We start from the raw sequence: 17,239 nt of genomic DNA, 5'->3' as shown, positions 1-17,239 counted from the left end.
TGAACCGACAGATACGAGCCTCGAACGGGTCGCGCGCGTTGCGTCGATCAGCGCGTGAAGCCTGTCCAGAAGTGCAAAGTCTGACTTGGAAGGGCCCCGCTATGAAGACCGTGATCAGCACACTCCGAAACATGGCCGAAGGAGTCTCTGCGCTGATGATGGCCGCCATCTTCTGCACGTTCATTCTGCAAATTGCCGTGCGCTACGCTGTCGGCTCTCAATGGTTCGTTTTGACCTTCGGCAATGCCATCGGTGCATCCTACTTCGGCTGGACCGTCGAGCTCATCCTCGTCCTCTGGCTGTGGACGATCTTCTGGGGAAACGCGTTCGTCGTTCGGGATCATGACCACGTCACTTTCGACATCATCTACAACGTGGTCGGCCGGAACACCCGCACTGCTCTGGCCATCATTGGTGCGCTGATCATCGCCGCGGCCCTCTGGTCCTCGATCGGGCCAACCTATGACAGGATGAAGCTGCTGCGGCTGAAATCCTCGGCGACCCTGCCGGTGAAGATGCTGCCGATCTACTCGATCTACTTCGTGTTCCTCGCGGCCGTCGGCCTCCGCTATCTCTTGCGCGCCTGGGACTGCGTCCGTCACGGCGCCGATCGTGAACTCCACGTGCTTCCATATGAAGAGCCGATTCACGCGGAGATAGTGAAATGAGTCTCGAACTCGCGATCATGGTGGGTTCACTCTTCCTCCTGGCCGGGATCGGCGTCCCGATCGCCTATGCGATCATCGTGGCCGCCATGACCTACATGCTGGCGTCGGGAACCTCGATCGGGATCGTCGGTAAGACCCTGACGGACGGCATCTACCAGAGCTTCCTCCTGCTCGCTGTGCCGCTCTTCATCGTCGCGGCGAACATCATGAACGAGGGGTCGGTCTCGGATCGGCTGCTGAACTTCTGCATCGCCACTGTCGGCCGATTCAAGGGCGGTTTAGGCCACGTCAACGTCATGGCCTCCCTCATATTCTCCGGAATGTCCGGATCGGCCGTGGCCGATGCGGCAGGGATCGGAAAAATCATCATCGACATGATGCGCAAGGACGGCCGCTTTCCCGCAGGCTACGCCGCAGCGATCACCGCCGCCTCTGCCACGATCGGCCCGATCATTCCGCCCTCGATCCCGATGGTGCTCTACGCGCTCATCTCGAATGCATCCATCGGGGCGCTGTTCCTTGGCGGCATCCTTCCCGGATTGCTTATGGGCGCCGTGCTGATGGCCATGAATTTCTGGATCTCGCACCGCCGCGGCTTCGCCACCGAGGAACCGGTGCCATTCCGCGATCTGCCGAGGGTGACCAGCCAGGCTTTTCCCGCGCTGCTGATGCCTGCGATCCTCCTTTACGGCATCTACGGCGGCGTCACGACACCGACCGAGGCCGCTGCCGTCGCCGCAGCCTATGCCCTGCTGCTGTCGACGGTCTTTTATCGCTCACTGAGCCTGAAGACGTTGTATTCGATCCTGGTGGAAAGTTCGCGGTCGTCGGCGGCCGTCGGCATCGTCATCGGCGGCGCGCTGATCCTGAACTACATCGTCGCATCGGAGAACATTCCGGCGGCTCTGGCGGCCTACCTCGTGAACGTCGACGTCGCACCACTGACGTTCCTGCTGGCGGTGAACGTGCTGGTTCTGGTTCTGGGCTGTCTCCTCGACGCGACGACGATTATCCTGGTCATCGTTCCCCTGTTCATTCCGACCTGCAACCTTCTGGGGATCGATCTGGTGCATTTCGGCGTGGTCATCGTCGTGAACTGCATGATCGGCCTGATCACACCGCCCTACGGCATCCTTCTGTTCGTCATCAACGCGGTCACCGGCATTCCGCTGCGCGACATCATCCGCGACGTGGTGCCGTTCCTCGTGGTTCTCGTGGCCGCTCTCCTGGCGATGATACTGATCCCCGACATCGTTCTCTTCCTTCCACGCCTGCTGGGTTACGAGGGCTAGGGCGAGGCAAAAGACGCAGGTGACACGTGATTTCTGGCAAGACCAAACTGATCGCCCATCTTGGGTACCCGACCGAGTCTTTTCGAGCGCCCATGATCTACAACCCCTATTTCGAAAAGCATGGCATCGATGCGGTCGTGGTCCCGATGGGCTCCAAGTCTGAGGATTACGCCAAGTTCCTGAAGCTCGTCTTCCGCCTGTCGAACATTCACGGCGCTCTGGTGACCATGCCGCACAAGGTCACGACGATGACGCTTCTCGACGAGGCGTCGACAACGGCACAGGTCGCCGGATCCTGCAATGCCATCCGTCTTGATCCGGAGGGACGGCTGGTTGGAGATATGTTCGACGGCGAGGGGTTTGTCAGAGGCGTGCTGCGCAAGGGCCAGGAGTTGTCGGGCAAGAAGGCGCTGGTTGTCGGTTCGGGCGGCGCCGGATCGGCCATCGCGGCCTCGCTGGCCAAGGCGGGGGTCGCAGAACTGTCGCTGTTCGACGGCGACGAGCCGTCGATGCAGGGGCTGGCCGTGCGACTGCGACAAGCCTATCCCGACCTTATCGTCAACACCGGCTCGAACGATCCGGCCGGATATGACCTCGTGGTCAACGCGACGCCGCTCGGTATGAAAGAGGGCGATCCGCTGCCGATGAATGTGTCTCGCATCGACCCGTCGACCTTTGTCGGCGAGGTGGTGATGAAGACCGAGATCACCCCGTTCCTCGCCGCGGCGGGCGAACGCGGCTGCCAGTTCCAGGTTGGAACCGACATGCTGTTCGAACAAATCCCGGCGTATCTCGAGTTCTTCGGCTTCTGCCATGCGACGCCGGACGAGTTGCGCGCCATCGCCAAGATCGCCTATTGAGCGACGCGTCAAGTATCGGCGAGATGCCAATGGCGGGTTGCCCTTGTCACCTGCTCGATCATGCGCGGTTTCCCTGCAACCCGACCCTACCATTCCATACGAGCGGGCATGGCGATCGGTCCGGGCCCGCTCGAAGCGCGCCACCGGGGCACCGACCGCCACGCCTACACGAATGTCGGCAATTCAAAGATTGCGGCTGGAAGCTGACAGACCGCAACCGGCCCCACATACGTCATTTCAGCCGGGCTCGTCGCGATGGGATCAGCAGGGTGCCCTGCGCTTAGTCCGGATAATGATCCGCTAATCGTCTGCCGGCAGCTTACTGGACAGAGAGGCAATCCCTGAATTGATCGGATGACCGTCTCCTCCACCCATTCCAGACTAAAAACAGGGGTCGCAGACGACATGGGTACGATAGCGTGGATGCTCCAAAAGCGTTCCAAATCCGAGAAGGAATGCGCGCCAGCTCAGCAAAAGCGCCAGCATGACCACGATGCCTCCCATCGCCAGTTTAAAAGCCGCTTCCCTCCCTGATGGAAAGCGCCATGGTCGCATCGACACTACGAGTCCCGTTGCTGCCAGCAGAATAAGCATTGGGCCGCCGAAGAGCACAACACCCATCTCCAGCATCAGCGCGAACGGAGTATCCGGTCTTGCCATATGTATAAATCCCCCCGGATTCTCACAAAGTAATAGCGCGCTCCTGGCGGTGGGGCGTCCTTCAATTGGTCCTGTAGCTAATGCTGACGGCGGCACGCGTCCGCTCTGCCGGCAAGCAAGATTCCGTCTGCGTCAAAAATACAAAAGCGCCTGTCTGCCCCGGCCGGCACCGGAACGCCCTTACCGAGTTCAACACCATCGGTCGCGCGGGCGGGATGAATGGCGGGAAACGAGCAATCGGTGCCACAATTCTGAACCGCACGCCTTGTCCGTCCGAAGTGTCGACGATTTTGCGTTCCTCGATCAGACGCATGAACCCAGCTGGCGACGGCAAAACCTCATACTTTTCTGCGGGCAGTAACGCCGCGACGGACGCGGGGTTTATCTCGACGACGCCTCCCAGGTAGAGGTGCTTGGCTTCGGCTCGCGTCCAATCGCAATCTGGCTGTGAATCCTCCGCCGGAAGCGCATCTTCCTGCTGCCGGATACGGACATGGCGCGTCGGAACATAAGATCTACTCGCCTTTGAAGACCACAAAACGTATATCGTCCTTGGGCGTAAAATTCGTCCGGCTCAACTCGAAAGTCGTCGGCCCCATCTTTTTGAGACCTCTTTCACACAATGACAGGATCGCATGCGGCTGTTCCTTGTCGATCGTCAGGTGGAAGTCCCGGATCGGCCCCTTCCAGTTCGAGCCGGTCGTCGGAACATAGCTCACCTCCAGAGGCGAGATCCGCGTTTGCTTCATCAGACGGCGAAGACCCGCTTTGCCGTGCGCATCGAGGCAGTAGGCCTGGTAGTCATTAAGCTGCTGTTCGTCTTCAAACACAGACACGCCGCCGACAATGGGTTTGTAGCGGTGATGGACGTTCACGGTTTCACCGGCTGGAAAGGTCTGTTGCCAGTGGAAGGTGGCTCTCAGCACCCAGGTGGGGCTGAAATCGGCAGACCGGTCATTGCGATCATCCGTTTCGACATCGAGAAGTCCCTGTGCGACGAGCTTCTGCCATGCAGCACCGGGCAATTCACGCACCTTCTCCTCCCATCCCTCACGCTGGGCGTTGAGTGGGAGGCCGAGCTCCACGAGCGTTGCGCTGACATCGGCACCGTCATCGGTGAACGCTTTCTGCTCGAGCTTCGGCTGAACCGTCTTCCCGTCGACGGTGACCCGGAAATCGACGAAATTGTCTTCGTCCGGCGCCGGCAGCGATACCATTTCGCCAAAAAAGTTCTGGTCGATGTCCGGGAGCGGAAAAGCGACCGTTGTCGTTATGTCGTCATCGCTCTCGTTGACGAACGCATAGCGCACCCGCACTTCGCTTGGCGACAGGTAAAGATCCTCGCTGGCCATCACGATGTCCTCGGAGGTCGTGAGTTCCAGGCCGCCGGCACCCAAGACAGCACTGGTGTCGTTGGCATGCACCGGAGCGGGCGTCATGAGGATCGGAGCAAGGATGGCTGCGATTGCGGAGAGGCTGGACCTTTTTCTTTTCATGTTCGACCCGTTGAACAACATTCCTGGCAATGAATTTGCGTAAAGCCCGTCCTGATAAAATGCAGCAACATATCGGATCGGCCGACGGTCATGCGCGGTAATCCAAGCGGATCACCTTTTTTGCGAGATGTGTCAGTTCGCGGCCGGAACGGGGCAGCTCAGATCACCTTCCTCGCAATTCAGGTAACCTTCGAAGTCTTTGACACGGGATTGCGTCAGGCCGTCCATGCACATCGCGACGGGCATTGGCATCACGCTTCCTCCGGTCGCTCCTGCAGTCTGGAAACTACACTCCGCGTCGCGAAATTTGTCCCAATCACGCTGTGCTTGAACAAGAAGCTTCTTGGTATCCGCATCGTCCTTCAGGCGGGCTTCGATCTGCTTGTAAAGCTCGTTGAGTTTCTTGTCGGATTTTTTGAACGAAGCATGGGCACATTCGTTCATGGTGGCCTGATCCTCGGCATTGGCGCACTTGTCCTGGGCAAAGGCGAAAGCCGGCATGGCCAGAACTATGGCAGCAGTCAGTATCGCGGTTTTCATCGATTGTACTTTCCGGTTCAGTCAATCTCTTAAGTGGTAAGTGGACTAGCCCCGCCCGTATTTCACTTCAGATAACCATCGCGGCGACGGTCGGCCGAAGCAAAATCCCTCATAACCTGGTTCATGAATTCGTTGCGGCTCACGCGACCGTCACGGTTGGAATCGAGGGATGAGAGCTGCTCCGGCGTAAGCACGTCTGCGACTTCACTTTCCACCAGAACACCATCCCTGTTGCCGTCGAGTCTGGCGAAGCTGGTGGTCATGAACGTCTGGTATTCAGCCCGGCTGACACCCCCGTCATCGTTGGTGTCGATCTGGTTGAGATGACCTTCATGCATGGGCTGCGCCTGTTGCGCAAATGCCTGGCTCGATCCCACCAGGAGGGTAGCTGCGGTCGCAAGAATTGTCTTGTGCATCGGAAATCCTCCTTCTCCTAGCGACAGGCTAAACGATTGCCGAGGAATCCGCCGCCGCCGATACCGATCGCTTCGCCTATGACGCGACCGGTGCCGCCACCGATCGTGCTGCCGATCAGGCCGCCGACGATCGCGCCGCCAACCGTGCCGGCGATGCAGCCGAACTCGTGATTGCGCGCCTGCACGTCCGGATTGGAGCTGGCCTGACAACCTGTCAGCAGCAATCCAGCGGCAGCGAAACTGATGAATTTTCGTTTGATCATATTCTTCTCCTTGTCGGTTCATGCTTGGGCATGCCCCGCACGGCTTGTCGCATGTCCGAAAATCTCCGTTTCTCGACGGGGACTTAGCAGATCAAGCCGCATTCAGGAAAAGCACAGAAACGGATAAGTTTCACGGGCGGTAATGCCGCCGAAATCCAAAAAATGGTGATTCCTCGATAAATGATCATTTTTTGACAATTGTGGGAGTGAAGTGCCGAACATAGCACTAAATGCGCCCACCAAGTTGTAAGCAATTCCTAATTTACCTCTCGATAATATTAGTTTTTGGGCAATATGATGGCAGAAACAGGATATGGGTTCTTGAATTTTGACAGCGCTTGTTAAATTATCGCTCCAGGGCAACGAGGGGTTGTAATCCGCTTTGAAGGTGTCTGCTCGCTGAGAGCGCTCCTGACACAGAGGGCCCGAAGTTGTCCGGATCCCCCAGCAAGCTCTTAAGCAGCGTTCCCGATGCATGGGGCCCCAAGTTCGAGACGTCCAGCGGAGCGGTCACGCACACGCTGACAGGTCCGAATTCGATCAGGTTCAACGCGCCCTCCCATATGGTGCTGGTGATGTTGACGCCTCAACCCGGTCGGGAGGTCTCACTCAATTCAGACCGGAGATCCGAGTTCCTGGCTCCGGTTGGCGCTGTCGAGATCATTCCTTCCAATGCCGAGCTTTTTGCGCGCTGGAAGACGGCGAAAGAAAACCTGTTGCTGGCGCTCGCACCCGAACAACTCTCCAGGCTGGCGGGCCTGGAATTCGAGACGGAGGATTTTGAGTTCCGACCTCTGGCACCAGGACATGTTGACGAGAAGGCGCTTTTGCTGGCCAACCTGGTCCGGGACGAATTCCAAGGGGGCGAACCGTTAAACCATCTCTACCTGGATTCCCTGCTTACGGTTTTTTCCACCTATCTCTTACGCAACTATTCGACGCTTCAAGATCGTCCCGTGCCCCTAAGCAGGGGTGGATTGTCGCCCAAGGCCTGGCGTGACGTTCAGGATTACATCAGGGCCAATATAGGCGAGCAGTTGTCGGTAGAGCGGCTGGCATTGATCGCGAGTCTCTCGCCAAGCCATTTCCTGCGCGCCTTCAGGCAGACGGTCGGCCAATCGCCTCATCGGTATCTCCTCGGAACCCGGATCGAACTGGCCGAGCAGCTTGTCATGGCGACCGACATGCCCCTGGCGAGGATCGCCAGCCTCACTGGATTTGCCAGTCACAGTCACATGACCGCATCCATGCGCCGGCACAAATTCACGACGCCAAGCGCCCTGCGCCGTACTCGTGTCGTCCGTTGAGCGGGGAACGAAGGAAAGCAGCATCGAAATCAAGGACCAGGCATGCGTGCGAATCGCCTCAGACGCGCAAGAGCACGGCTTTAACGCCAGACTTGCGGTTCGGTTCTGAGGCTCGGCTAGAAACCACCAAAAATTACGGAGGAGGCGCCATAATGAAACTCGCACTATCCGCGACTCTGATGACTGTTTTGCTGACAGTCGCCGGTTGTACGACCGACGACTACGACGGCTGTCATGGAACAGGGTGCCTGGTGGACAATCCCGATAAAGGGAGGAGGGCCATCGATAACAGGTCGCAGTTCGACAGAAACGGCAATCCCAACTTCGATACGCGCGGGAACTATATCGGTTGCCATGGAGTGGGTTGTGACGTCGACGATCCGGATGAAGAGGACCGAACAGTCGACAACAGACCGCAATACGATCGCGAAGGCAATCCCAATTTCGATACGCAAGGGAACTACCAAGGATGTCATGGCATCGGCTGCGAGGTCAATGCGCCGGACGACGACAGTTCATCGGACGATGACAGTTCCGATTAATGGACTCTGCAGCAAAGAACGAAAGGATAGCCATTCATGTCTGAACTCAACGGTCAGATCCGCCGACGTGCCAAGATCGTCATGAGCCTCGCGGGGCTGGGAATTGCTCTGACGCCTGCCTTCGCTGCAAAGAACGACTGCGACGGCGTAAAGGTCGAAATGACGAAGGCGCGCAAGCAGGAATATGCCCCTCTCGTCGCCTCGGCGATGGACAACAAGATCAAGCCGGCTCAGGTGAAGTTCAGCGCGATCATGGAGAACGGCGACTGGAGCGCCGCCTACGTTTCCACGCCTGTAAGCGATGACGGTGTGATGTTCTTCCAGACAGTCAACGGAAAGAAGCGCTTTCGCGAAGTGTGGGGCGGCTGGGCCGATCCCTCGGAAAAGCCTGAGCTAGTGGCCTGGGCAAAGAAGCTCGGAGCACCATCCGGTCTGGCAAAGTGTTTCGCCGAGATCGTTACCGAATGAATGGATCAGCGGTATATGCAACGACGCGACGATCCGGATCATCGGCATCAACGACTAATAATTGAGGCAGGTCCGCGAGTGGACCGCTTTTCCGCCCAGAACCAAGCCCAAAATGCGGAAATGGCTGCTGCCAAGCTCGCTTTGCGGAAGAAGGAATCGTCGCCATCAGCGGGTCGACGGCCGGAAAAGAAGAGGAAGCCTGCGGCTATTTTGGTCCCACAGGCAACCAATTCGATAGGGAGGGAATGCTGCACTGCTATATTGTTGTTGCAAAACTCGGCATGTGAAATCCTGAGGCGTTCAGCCCAACTGCTTTTGGCGTCCAAACGAGCCGCGGGATCGGCAGGCATCATTGTCTGCATGTTCATGACGCAGGCCGCCTTTGCACAAATCGAGCGCGAAACGCCGCCCCGCGTTGTCAATGTCGGCGTCTATGTGAGTAGCGTTCGCCGCTTGTCATGATGGCCCAGATCATCCGCGCCATCTTGTTGGCGAGCGCGACCGCAGCGACCTTCGTGGTTGAACCAACCAAGGCCGCCTTGTTCCATGCCGCTGGGCATAGCGGATTACGGCAAGAGCGCCGGCTACAAGTAATTTGCCGTAGGTATCGATCTCCTTGCGTAGTGATACCACCAAGCCGCTCCTTTCCTCCGCTGGAGTTCTGCCGCGGAACGAGCCCGAGCAGCCAGGTTCCGGCCGGACTTGAAGGCGTCCACAGCATCAATTGCCGAGATTCATCGCGTTTCTCCAACCCGCCATTCGGCGCTGCCAATACCGTCGCAAAAGGTCGAGTAGTCTTTCCCGCCTGATCGAGTTAGGGTCGGCCCCCGCCCACGACACCCAGGCCAAGATGACTCAACGCGACTTCCATCTGCCCGGCCGCTCGCCCGTTTACGCGCGCGAAGGAATGGCCGCGACCTCCCATCCGCTCGCGAGCATCGCGGCGGTCGACGTTCTCAAGGCTGGCGGCACGGCGGCCGATGCTGCCGTTGCGGCTGTTGCGACGCTGTGCGTAGTCGAGCCGGCAATGACCGGCATCGGCGGCGACTGCTTCTGTCTCGTGGCGAAGCCGAATGCGCCGGTTTGGGGCTACAACGGTTCGGGCCGCGCGGCTTATGCCGCCACGACGGAGCGGATGCTCGCGGCGGGTCTGCCGCACAAGATTCCGGCAACATCGCCGCATGCCGTTACGGTGCCGGGCGCGATCGATGCGTGGGAGGCGATCCTCAGGGCGCACGGCCGTTTCGGTCTCGATGAGGTGCTTCAGCATGCGATCCGCCACGCCGAGGAGGGCTTCCCGATCGCACCGCGCGTTGCCGCCGACTGGGCTACGATGACCGACAAGCTCACGCCGCATGCCGGCTCGGTGAAGCACTTTCTGGTCAACGGGAAATCGCCCGAGGTCGGACATGTGATGCGCCTGCCGGCGCTCGCCTCTACTCTGAAGTCGATCGCGGCGGGCGGCGCGAGGGCATTCTACGAGGGTGCTATTGCAGCCGACATCGCCGCGACCGTTCAGGCTGCAGGCGGGCTGCTCGCGACGGAAGATCTCGCGCGCCACAAGGGCGACGTCGTTGAGCCGATCTCGACAAATTATCGCGGACTCGACGTCATCGAGTTGCCGCCGAACGGGCAGGGGCTGACCGCGCTGGTGCTGCTGAACATCCTCGAGCAGTTCGATCTGAAGAGTTTCGATCCGATGGGCGCGGAGCGGCTGCATCTCGCGCTCGAAGCCGCGCGGCTTGCGTTCGGGGTACGCGACATGCACACCGCGGATCCTGCCTACATGCGTGAATCGGTCGCGGGGCTGCTCGACAAGGGCTTTGCGAATAAGCTCGCGAAGTTGCTTGATCCCGGCACGCGCGTGCCGCTACCGAAGTCGCCCGCGCCGTCGAGTGATACGATCTACCTCACAGTCGTGGACCGCGACCGCACGGCAGTATCGCTGATCAATCGCTCTACTCGGGCTTTGGCACCGGCATCTGCACCGAAAAGACCGGCGTCATGCTGCACAATCGCGGAACGGGATTCGTGGTCGAGCCGGATCACCCGAACACCATCGCGCCGGGCAAGCGGCCGATGCACACCATCATTCCGGCGCTCGCGATGAGCCATGGGCGCTGTACGATGTCGTTCGGCGTGATGGGTGCGGACTTCCAGCCGATGGGCCACGCGCACATCGTCACCAACATGGTGGACTACGGGATGGACATTCAACAGGCGATCGACGCGCCGCGTGTATTCTATGCGGACGAGGTCACCGAGGTGGAGCGCGGCGTGCCGGAAGCCTCGGTCGCGGGACTGAAGTCGCGCGGACACAACGTCGTCCTCCGTGCCCTGCCGCATGGCGGCGGGCAAGGCATCGTCATCGACTGGGAGAAGGGTAGCTTGATCGGCGGCTCCGACCCACGCAAGGACGGCTGCGCGATCGGCTACTAGACCGCGACCTGTCGCACATCTCTGATTGCTGTTTACATGTCTGAGCGGAGTCTTATCTGCACCCTTGTCGGCTTTAGCCGGCCTGACCGGCCGCGCGCCCGGCGAGGCGTGACGGCAATTGTCCTCCAGCTAAGGAATTCAGAGATGACCCATGTCCATAGCGGCGATACCGTACGCGTTCATTACACCCTCAAATTGCCCGATGGAACGGAGTTCGAGTCGTCGGCAGGGCGAGAGCCGCTCCAGTTTCAGGTCGGGGCGGGCCAGATCATTCCCGGGCTAGATCGCAAAGTCGAAGGCATGGCTGTTGGCGAGAAGAGCACCGTAACTGTGCCCGCCGCCGAGGCCTATGGCGACCGCAGCGAAGCCGCCATTCAGACCGTGCCACGCTCGGCGCTTCCCGATGACGTCAAAATCGGTGACCGGCTCCAAGCAAGCACGCCGGACGGCAAGCAGGTTCCGCTGACGCTAGTCGAGATCGACGACCACAACGCGACGATCGACGCCAACCACCCGCTGGCCGGGCAAGATCTGGTGTTCGAACTCGAAGTCGTGGAAGTCGTCTGACGCAGACAGCGCCGGCCGCAGGTTCCGCCGCGGTCTAGGCTCCCACGGTTGCTTTTCTGCCGATCCGGAGGGATGACTTCAACGGGGTCAACTTTGCGCCGTAGTGAGCAACCCTGGGGTGCAATGGATGGTTTTTCTTCCGTAGCTTCTCCCGATCGGAACGAGAAAGAAGCGCCATGCCGTTGCGCCGGCGAAGTGCCGCGCTTCGTGCTCAAACCAGACCTTAGCCGCAATTGAGCTCAACCTACCACTGCTGCATCGGGCGACGCTCAAACAGAGGCGCCAACGGTTGATCCGGTTTGCTTTACGCGCCTATCGACTGGCGCGGTCCCCAATCGGCCATTCCGAGGCGCTCAGTTCAAACCGCCGACCAGCGCGTATTTTTTCTCGACGTATTCGTCGATCCCATGGTGCGAGCCCTCGCGCGAATTGCCGCTTTCCTTGACGCCGCCAAACGGCGCCAGTTCGGTCGAGATCGCGCCAGAATTGATGCCGACCATGCCATATTCGAGGCGTTCGGCGACGCGAAACACTCGCGCGGCGTCTCGGGTATAGAAATACGCGGCCAGGCCGAAAGCGCTGTCGTTGGCCCTGTCGATCACCTCGTCCTCGCTGTCGAAGCGGAAAACCGGCGCTAGCGGACCAAACGTTTCCTCCTGTGCCACAATCATCCGGTGGTTCGCATCGGCCACGATTGTAGGTTCGAAAAAAGTGCCGCCCAATGCATGTCGGCGCCCGCCCGTGACAATGCGGCCACCTTTCTCGACAGCGTCGGCAACATGGCGCTCGACCTTCTTCACCGCCGCTTCGTTGATCAGGGGCCCCTGATTGATGCCTGCTTCGGTTCCCGGCCCGACGTTCAGGGCCGCCACAGCGCTAGAGAACTTTTCGACGAAGGCATCATGGATGTCGGCATGGATATAGAACCGATTGGTGCAGACGCATGTCTGTCCCGTGTTACGGAACTTCGAAACCATTGCGCCTTCGACGGCCGCATCCAGATCAGCATCGGCAAAGACGATGAAAGGGGCATTGCCGCCGAGTTCGAGGGCGACCTTTTTCACCGTTCCGGCGCATTGCCGCATCAAGAGCTTCCCGACGTCGGTCGAGCCGGTGAAGCTGACCACACGTATTGCAGGATGCGAGGTCAGCACCGAGCCGATCGCCACCGCGTCGCCGGTGATGACATTGACGACGCCGGCCGGAAAGCCTGCTCGTAGAGCGAGTTCCGCCAGAGCCAGCGCGGTAAGCGGCGTCTCCGGCGCCGGTTTCACCACCACCGTGCAACCGGCGGCGAGTGCCGGCGCGATTTTACGGGTGATCATCGCCGCGGGAAAATTCCACGGCGTAATTGCTGCAACGACACCGACCGGCTGCCGCATGACCAGAATCCTGGCGTCACTGCGGTGGCTCGGGAGAACTTCACCGGCGATCCGTTTGGCCTCCTCGGCGTAAAATTCAACGTAGGCCGCAGCATAGTCGATTTCGCCAACGGCTTCGGCAAGCGGCTTGCCCTGCTCGGCGGTCAGGATACACCCCAAGTCCTTGCGATGCTCGGTCATCAGGTCGAACCAGCGCCGCAGGATTCGGCTCCGCTCCTTCGCGGTGCACGTCGCCCAGGCGGAAAAGGCACGCCTGGCCGCCTCGACCGATGCGGTTGCCTCTTCCGCCCCGAACCGAGGCACATGGGCGATCGGCGTCCCGTCGGCCGGATTTTTCACGGCATCGGACGGCGTACCGACAAACTTTCCGTCGACGAGGCACAGGTGTCGAAGCAAGGCCATGTCGGCCAGCGGCAAAGGATTCATCGGCGAAGACTTTCTGCTGGTTCGATCAGGCCGGAAACAGAAACGCGGCAGCGGGGTCGAAGAAAACCTGCCGGCCCCTCGAAGCGTTACCTCCGTGCGCATCGGCCATGTCAGATGTCGGCCTGATGTCTATCTCCTGGCCGGCAGACGTTCGCGCGACGACCCGCCGCCGCTCGCCGAAGAAGGCGGTGTCGACGAACTCGACCGCGAGTTCAGCACATCCTCGGCTCGAGGTGAGGCGAAAAGCCTCCGGCCGCACCATCAGCTTTGCCTTTTGACCCCGGCTCAGACTGTGATTGGCCTTCACTCCGGACACGACCGAACCATCCGCCAGGCGGATCGTTGCTGAGCCGTTGACGGTATCGAGGCATTCGGCCGGCAGGAAATTCGAATTGCCGATGAACCCTGCGACGAAATCGGTTGCAGGCCTTAGATAAAGGTCCTCGCCGCTGCCGATCTGCTCAATGCGCCCGTCCTTGAATAGGGCGATGCGGTCCGAAAGGTGCAGCGCTTCCTCCTGATCGTGCGTGACATAAAGGATGGTCACGCCGGTTTCGCGGTGGATGCGCCGGATCTCGGCTTGGATATCCTCCCGAAGCTTCTTGTCGAGGGCCGAAAGCGGCTCGTCCATCAAAAGGATCGGCGGGTCGTAGGCGAGCGCCCTCGCAAGCGCCACACGCTGCTGCTGACCGCCCGACAATGCGCCGGGACGCCTGTCGGCAAAACTTTCGAGCCGCACCAGCGCCAGCATCGCGTCGACTTTTCGCGTCACCTCCCTTTCCGACCGGCGGCGCACGCGCAGCGGAAAGGCGATATTCTCAGCCACCGTGAGGTGGGGAAACAGCGTGTAGCGCTGGAACACCATGCCGATATTGCGCTTGTGCGGCGGCACCGACAGAAGGGAGTTCCCCTGCAGAAGGACATCGCCCGAGCTCGGATCCTGGAAGCCTGCAATGGCGTAAAGCGTGGTCGACTTACCGGACCCGGATGGGCCGAGAAATGTCAGGAACTCCCCTTGCGGAATATCAATGGTGACGTCGTGAACGGCGACGACGGAGCCAAACGATTTTCTTATGTTGCGGATGGAGAGGAACGGCTGGGTCATTTCGAGAACCTCCGGCGTATAAGCGCCGTTGCGAGCATCAGGAGCAAGGTCAGAAGGACGAGAAGACTGGAAGCGGCGGCGATCACCGGGCTTAGATCCTGCCTCAGGCTGCCCCAGATCTTGATCGGCAAGGTTTGCAGGGTCGGGCTCGCCATGAAGATGGCGACGACAACTTCATCCCAGGAGGCGAGAAAGGCAAAGATCGCCGCCGAGAAAATTCCGATCTTGATCGACGGTAGGGTGACGCGCAGCCTCGCCTCGATCGGGCTGGCGCCACAGACGATCGCCGCGTCTTCGATGGTTTTGTCGAAGCCTTCGAGCGCCGTGGCGATCGGGATGATGGCGAAAGGCAGTGCCAACACGGTGTGAGCGATGACGAAGCCGATCGTCGTGCCGCCCAGCCCGAGCCTGAGGAAGAAGGCGTAGATGGCGACGGCGAAGACCACAACCGGCAGGACCATCGGCGTCAAAAGCAGGCCGCGCAGCGCGTCGCGCCCGCGAAACCTTCCCCTCACCAGCGCGAAGGAAGCGAACAGACCGATTACGACTGCGAGCACTGCCGCCATGGCGGCGATGCGCATGCTGGTCAGCGCTGCATCGAGCCAGGCCGGGTCTGCCAGGAGATCCTCGTACCATTTGAGAGTCCAGCCGGGCGGCGGAAACGCAAGCCATCGGGACGAACCGAAGGACAGGAGTACGATGAAGACCACCGGCAACAGCAGGAAGGCGGCAACCAGCCCGGTCCACCCGAGAAGGACCAGGCGCAGCCAGCCCATGCGATCGTAATCGAGCAGCACCTCATACACCTCCCGCCAGGCGTTTGGCGCCGACAAGGCGCAGCTGCAGCGCATAGAGCGCCATGGTGACGGCAAGCAGGATGAAGGCTGCAGCACTGCCGAGGCCCCAGTTGAGTAGCGATTGGATCATCTGGGCGATCATTTCGGCGAGCATCATGTTCGCAGTGCCGCCAAGGAGCGCAGGGGTGACGAAATACCCAAGCGACATGACGAAGATCATCAGTCCGCCGGCTGCAATGCCTGGTAGCGAGAGCGGCAGGAGAATGCGGCGAAACACGGCAAAGGGGGCGGCGCCGCAAAGGGCCGCCGCGCGCAGCGTCATCGGATCGATCGCGCGCAAGGTGCCGACTAGCGGCAGGATCATGAAGGGCAGCATGATGTAGACCATGCCGATAGTGACACCGGTCAGATTGTTGATGAGGGGCAGCGGTTCGTCGATGACGCCGAGGTCGATGAGGGTCCTGTTGATGACGCCGGTGCGCTGGAGCAGGACCATCCAGGCATAGGTGCGGGTGAGAAGATTTGTCCACATCGATAGGATGATGACGCCGAATACGATCGAGGCTAACGCGGGAGGCATGATCGCCAGCATCCAGGCGACGGGAAAGGCCAGGACGATGGTGACTGCGGTGACAATCGAAGCCACGAGAAAGGTATTGAAGAATACCCGGGCATAGGTGCCGTCGCCGAACAGAGCCGCGTAGTTCTGAAGGCCTGGCTCGGGCTCGGTCACGCTGCGCAGCAGCAATACGACGACCGGGACGACGAAAAACAACGTGACCAGAATCGTGGCCGGCCAGGCGCCGCCCAGTCCCGCCAGTGCCCGCAACACCGGAGCTCTTTGCAGCACTTTGGCCGGCATGGCGGCGGCCCCGGCATGACCTGCGGGACGCCGCGCGGCCTCCCGCAGGTCGAGGTTGAGGTTGGCCACGCTATTGCGCCTGCCAAGCATACCAGCGCTCGGCGATAGCATCGCGGTTTTCGGCCCAGTAGTTCATGTCGAGGTTGATCTGTCCGTCGACATAGGCGTCCGGCAGAGATTTGACGACTTCTGCCGGCATTTCGGCCTTGGCCGCAGTGTTGATGGGGGCATAGCCGCTCGCCTCGGCAAACGATGCCTGGCCCTTCGGGCTCGTGGCGGCGGCAAGGAACTTCATTGCCGCATCCTTGTTCTTGGCGCCCTTGGGGATGACCAGCACGTCGGCGGCGGTCATGTTCTGGTTCCACGACACGCCGACATCGGCACCCTCTTCCTGAAGCGCGAAGACGCGGCCGTTCCAGAGCTGGCCGAATGCGGCTTCGCCGGAAGCGATCAGCTGCTGCGACTGCGCGCCGCCGCTCCACCAGACGATTTCGGATTTGATCGTATCGAGCTTCTTGAAGGCGCGGTCGAGGTCGAGCGGATAGAGTTTGTCGGCAGGCACGCCGTCGGCCAGCAGTGCGATCTCGATGACGCCAGGGGCCGACCACTTGTAGAAGGTCCGCTTGCCCGGGAATTTGGCCAGATCGAACATGTCGGCCCAGCCGGCCGGTTCACCCGACACGGCGCCCTTGTTCCAGGCAAGGACGAAGGAATAATAAAAGCTGCCGACCGCATGATCTGTGGTGAAACGCGGATCGAGATCGGCTTTCGGCACCACGTTGAAGTCGATCGGTTCGAGAAGGCCGTCCTTTGCCGCCTTGATCGCAAAATCCATCTCGACATCGACGACATCCCAACTGACGCTGCCGCTGTCGACCATGGCCTTGAGCTTGCCGTAGTCGGTCGGACCGTCCTGAAGGACCTGGATTCCAGTTTCGGTCGTGAACGGCTCCGCCCAGGATTTCGTCTGCGCTTCCTGTGTGGTCCCGCCCCAACTCGTAAACACCATTTCATCCGCCTGCGCGGCGGTGGCGGCCAAGAGCCCGGCCACGATGCCAGCCAATATCAGTTTCATGTCATTCTCCTCCGGGTTTGTTTGGTTCTCTTGTTGCTTTGTTCCGCCCGTGCTCCGTGCGGGCGGTATTCCGG

19 protein-coding genes and 1 pseudogene are annotated in these 17,239 nt (G+C 60.3%); 8 read left to right on the top strand and 12 right to left on the bottom strand.

What is annotated here, in order from left to right:
• Positions 1 to 158: 158 nt before the first annotated feature.
• The 3 genes from ABVK50_RS18500 to ABVK50_RS18490 are packed head-to-tail and all read left to right on the top strand — an operon-like array spanning position 159 to position 2,820.
• Positions 159 to 668 (top strand): TRAP transporter small permease subunit, encoded by a 510-nt coding sequence (locus ABVK50_RS18500; RefSeq protein ID WP_353645186.1) that lies wholly within the window; start codon positions 159 to 161, stop codon positions 666 to 668.
• Entirely contained in the window at positions 665 to 1,960 is a 1,296-nt protein-coding gene (locus ABVK50_RS18495; protein ID WP_353645187.1) for a TRAP transporter large permease, read from the top strand. The genes ABVK50_RS18500 and ABVK50_RS18495 overlap by 4 nt, the downstream gene beginning before the upstream one ends.
• Positions 1,961 to 1,986: 26 nt before the next feature.
• Entirely contained in the window at positions 1,987 to 2,820 is an 834-nt protein-coding gene (locus tag ABVK50_RS18490) for a shikimate dehydrogenase (RefSeq protein WP_353645188.1), read from the top strand.
• Positions 2,821 to 3,201: 381 nt separating this feature from the next.
• Here the strand turns inward: ABVK50_RS18490 and ABVK50_RS18485 are convergent, their stop codons facing one another.
• The 5 genes from ABVK50_RS18485 to ABVK50_RS18465 form a co-directional block, all read right to left on the bottom strand.
• Positions 3,202 to 3,480, bottom strand: coding sequence for a hypothetical protein (locus tag ABVK50_RS18485; protein WP_353645189.1), 279 nt, complete (start codon positions 3,478 to 3,480; stop codon positions 3,202 to 3,204).
• Between the two features lie 515 nt (positions 3,481 to 3,995).
• Positions 3,996 to 4,976, bottom strand: a complete 981-nt coding sequence (locus ABVK50_RS18480; protein ID WP_353646956.1) for a DUF4424 domain-containing protein — start codon at positions 4,974 to 4,976, stop codon at positions 3,996 to 3,998.
• 132 nt (positions 4,977 to 5,108) lie between these two features.
• Positions 5,109 to 5,516, bottom strand: a complete 408-nt coding sequence (locus ABVK50_RS18475) for a lysozyme inhibitor LprI family protein (RefSeq protein WP_353645191.1) — start codon at positions 5,514 to 5,516, stop codon at positions 5,109 to 5,111.
• A 62-nt stretch (positions 5,517 to 5,578) separates the two neighbouring features.
• The gene (locus tag ABVK50_RS18470) at positions 5,579 to 5,932 is read right to left on the bottom strand and encodes an EF-hand domain-containing protein (RefSeq protein ID WP_353645192.1); all 354 of its coding nucleotides are present in this window, start codon (positions 5,930 to 5,932) and stop codon (positions 5,579 to 5,581) included.
• A gap of 17 nt (positions 5,933 to 5,949) precedes the next feature.
• The gene (locus tag ABVK50_RS18465) at positions 5,950 to 6,195 is read right to left on the bottom strand and encodes a hypothetical protein (RefSeq protein WP_353645193.1); all 246 of its coding nucleotides are present in this window, start codon (positions 6,193 to 6,195) and stop codon (positions 5,950 to 5,952) included.
• 563 nt (positions 6,196 to 6,758) lie between these two features.
• On the opposite strand from ABVK50_RS18465, the gene ABVK50_RS18460 reads away from it, so the two are divergent.
• The 3 genes from ABVK50_RS18460 to ABVK50_RS18450 all read left to right on the top strand — a co-directional run bounded on the left by ABVK50_RS18460 (position 6,759) and on the right by ABVK50_RS18450 (position 8,512).
• The gene (locus ABVK50_RS18460; protein ID WP_353645194.1) at positions 6,759 to 7,502 is read left to right on the top strand and encodes a helix-turn-helix domain-containing protein; all 744 of its coding nucleotides are present in this window, start codon (positions 6,759 to 6,761) and stop codon (positions 7,500 to 7,502) included.
• A 152-nt stretch (positions 7,503 to 7,654) separates the two neighbouring features.
• Positions 7,655 to 8,044, top strand: coding sequence for a hypothetical protein (locus ABVK50_RS18455; protein WP_353645195.1), 390 nt, complete (start codon positions 7,655 to 7,657; stop codon positions 8,042 to 8,044).
• 36 nt (positions 8,045 to 8,080) lie between these two features.
• Positions 8,081 to 8,512 carry a hypothetical protein gene (locus ABVK50_RS18450; protein ID WP_353645196.1) on the top strand — a complete coding sequence of 144 codons (432 nt, stop codon included), beginning with the start codon at positions 8,081 to 8,083 and terminating at the stop codon, positions 8,510 to 8,512.
• Between the two features lie 47 nt (positions 8,513 to 8,559).
• Here ABVK50_RS18450 and ABVK50_RS18445 read toward each other — a convergent pair whose 3' ends face one another.
• Together ABVK50_RS18445 and ABVK50_RS18440 are read right to left on the bottom strand one after the other, a co-directional pair.
• Entirely contained in the window at positions 8,560 to 8,880 is a 321-nt protein-coding gene (locus ABVK50_RS18445; RefSeq protein ID WP_353645197.1) for a hypothetical protein, read from the bottom strand.
• 50 nt (positions 8,881 to 8,930) lie between these two features.
• Positions 8,931 to 9,233 (bottom strand): transposase, encoded by a 303-nt coding sequence (locus tag ABVK50_RS18440; protein ID WP_353645890.1) that lies wholly within the window; start codon positions 9,231 to 9,233, stop codon positions 8,931 to 8,933.
• A gap of 129 nt (positions 9,234 to 9,362) precedes the next feature.
• On the opposite strand from ABVK50_RS18440, the pseudogene ggt reads away from it, so the two are divergent.
• Together ggt and ABVK50_RS18430 are read left to right on the top strand one after the other, a co-directional pair.
• Positions 9,363 to 10,951, top strand: a pseudogene (gene ggt / locus ABVK50_RS18435) (gamma-glutamyltransferase).
• Between the two features lie 144 nt (positions 10,952 to 11,095).
• Positions 11,096 to 11,518, top strand: coding sequence for a peptidylprolyl isomerase (locus tag ABVK50_RS18430; RefSeq protein WP_353645198.1), 423 nt, complete (start codon positions 11,096 to 11,098; stop codon positions 11,516 to 11,518).
• A 353-nt stretch (positions 11,519 to 11,871) separates the two neighbouring features.
• On the opposite strand, the gene ABVK50_RS18425 is transcribed toward ABVK50_RS18430, so the two are convergent.
• The 5 genes from ABVK50_RS18425 to ABVK50_RS18405 form a co-directional block, all read right to left on the bottom strand.
• A complete protein-coding gene (locus tag ABVK50_RS18425) occupies positions 11,872 to 13,326 on the bottom strand; it encodes an NAD-dependent succinate-semialdehyde dehydrogenase (RefSeq protein WP_353645199.1) in 1,455 nt (484 codons plus the stop codon).
• Between the two features lie 25 nt (positions 13,327 to 13,351).
• On the bottom strand, positions 13,352 to 14,431 hold the full coding sequence (locus tag ABVK50_RS18420) for an ABC transporter ATP-binding protein (protein ID WP_353645200.1): 1,080 nt from the start codon (positions 14,429 to 14,431) through the stop codon (positions 13,352 to 13,354).
• A complete protein-coding gene (locus ABVK50_RS18415; protein WP_353645891.1) occupies positions 14,428 to 15,228 on the bottom strand; it encodes an ABC transporter permease in 801 nt (266 codons plus the stop codon). Before ABVK50_RS18415 ends, ABVK50_RS18420 begins: the two co-directional genes overlap by 4 nt.
• Before the next feature lies 1 nt (position 15,229).
• Positions 15,230 to 16,090 carry an ABC transporter permease gene (locus ABVK50_RS18410; protein ID WP_353645892.1) on the bottom strand — a complete coding sequence of 287 codons (861 nt, stop codon included), beginning with the start codon at positions 16,088 to 16,090 and terminating at the stop codon, positions 15,230 to 15,232.
• A 70-nt stretch (positions 16,091 to 16,160) separates the two neighbouring features.
• On the bottom strand, positions 16,161 to 17,165 hold the full coding sequence (locus ABVK50_RS18405) for an ABC transporter substrate-binding protein (protein ID WP_353645201.1): 1,005 nt from the start codon (positions 17,163 to 17,165) through the stop codon (positions 16,161 to 16,163).
• Between the last annotated feature and the right edge of the window lie 74 nt (positions 17,166 to 17,239).

Origin of the sequence: Mesorhizobium sp. WSM2240, from assembly GCF_040438645.1 — a bacterium.
Lineage (GTDB): Bacteria > Pseudomonadota > Alphaproteobacteria > Rhizobiales > Rhizobiaceae > Allomesorhizobium.
The sequence above is the reverse complement of the archived record's forward strand: the minus strand, read 5'-3'. Positions and strand labels throughout refer to the sequence as shown.

What these genes read in the sequence shown, in the direction of transcription:
- ABVK50_RS18500 (WP_353645186.1), top strand. Translation starts at nt 159, where the DNA reads ATGGCCGCCATCTTCTGCACGTTCATTCTGCAAATTGCCGTGCGCTAC.
- ABVK50_RS18495 (WP_353645187.1), top strand. Translation starts at nt 665, where the DNA reads ATGAGTCTCGAACTCGCGATCATGGTGGGTTCACTCTTCCTCCTGGCC.
- ABVK50_RS18485 (WP_353645189.1), bottom strand. Translation starts at nt 3,480, where the DNA reads ATGGCAAGACCGGATACTCCGTTCGCGCTGATGCTGGAGATGGGTGTT.
- ABVK50_RS18480 (WP_353646956.1), bottom strand. Translation starts at nt 4,976, where the DNA reads ATGAAAAGAAAAAGGTCCAGCCTCTCCGCAATCGCAGCCATCCTTGCT.
- ABVK50_RS18475 (WP_353645191.1), bottom strand. Translation starts at nt 5,516, where the DNA reads ATGAAAACCGCGATACTGACTGCTGCCATAGTTCTGGCCATGCCGGCT.
- ABVK50_RS18470 (WP_353645192.1), bottom strand. Translation starts at nt 5,932, where the DNA reads ATGCACAAGACAATTCTTGCGACCGCAGCTACCCTCCTGGTGGGATCG.
- ABVK50_RS18465 (WP_353645193.1), bottom strand. Translation starts at nt 6,195, where the DNA reads ATGATCAAACGAAAATTCATCAGTTTCGCTGCCGCTGGATTGCTGCTG.
- ABVK50_RS18460 (WP_353645194.1), top strand. Translation starts at nt 6,759, where the DNA reads ATGGTGCTGGTGATGTTGACGCCTCAACCCGGTCGGGAGGTCTCACTC.
- ABVK50_RS18455 (WP_353645195.1), top strand. Translation starts at nt 7,655, where the DNA reads ATGAAACTCGCACTATCCGCGACTCTGATGACTGTTTTGCTGACAGTC.
- ABVK50_RS18450 (WP_353645196.1), top strand. Translation starts at nt 8,081, where the DNA reads ATGTCTGAACTCAACGGTCAGATCCGCCGACGTGCCAAGATCGTCATG.
- ABVK50_RS18445 (WP_353645197.1), bottom strand. Translation starts at nt 8,880, where the DNA reads ATGAACATGCAGACAATGATGCCTGCCGATCCCGCGGCTCGTTTGGAC.
- ABVK50_RS18440 (WP_353645890.1), bottom strand. Translation starts at nt 9,233, where the DNA reads ATGCTGTGGACGCCTTCAAGTCCGGCCGGAACCTGGCTGCTCGGGCTC.
- ABVK50_RS18430 (WP_353645198.1), top strand. Translation starts at nt 11,096, where the DNA reads ATGACCCATGTCCATAGCGGCGATACCGTACGCGTTCATTACACCCTC.
- ABVK50_RS18425 (WP_353645199.1), bottom strand. Translation starts at nt 13,326, where the DNA reads ATGAATCCTTTGCCGCTGGCCGACATGGCCTTGCTTCGACACCTGTGC.
- ABVK50_RS18420 (WP_353645200.1), bottom strand. Translation starts at nt 14,431, where the DNA reads ATGACCCAGCCGTTCCTCTCCATCCGCAACATAAGAAAATCGTTTGGC.
- ABVK50_RS18410 (WP_353645892.1), bottom strand. Translation starts at nt 16,090, where the DNA reads ATGCCGGCCAAAGTGCTGCAAAGAGCTCCGGTGTTGCGGGCACTGGCG.
- ABVK50_RS18405 (WP_353645201.1), bottom strand. Translation starts at nt 17,165, where the DNA reads ATGAAACTGATATTGGCTGGCATCGTGGCCGGGCTCTTGGCCGCCACC.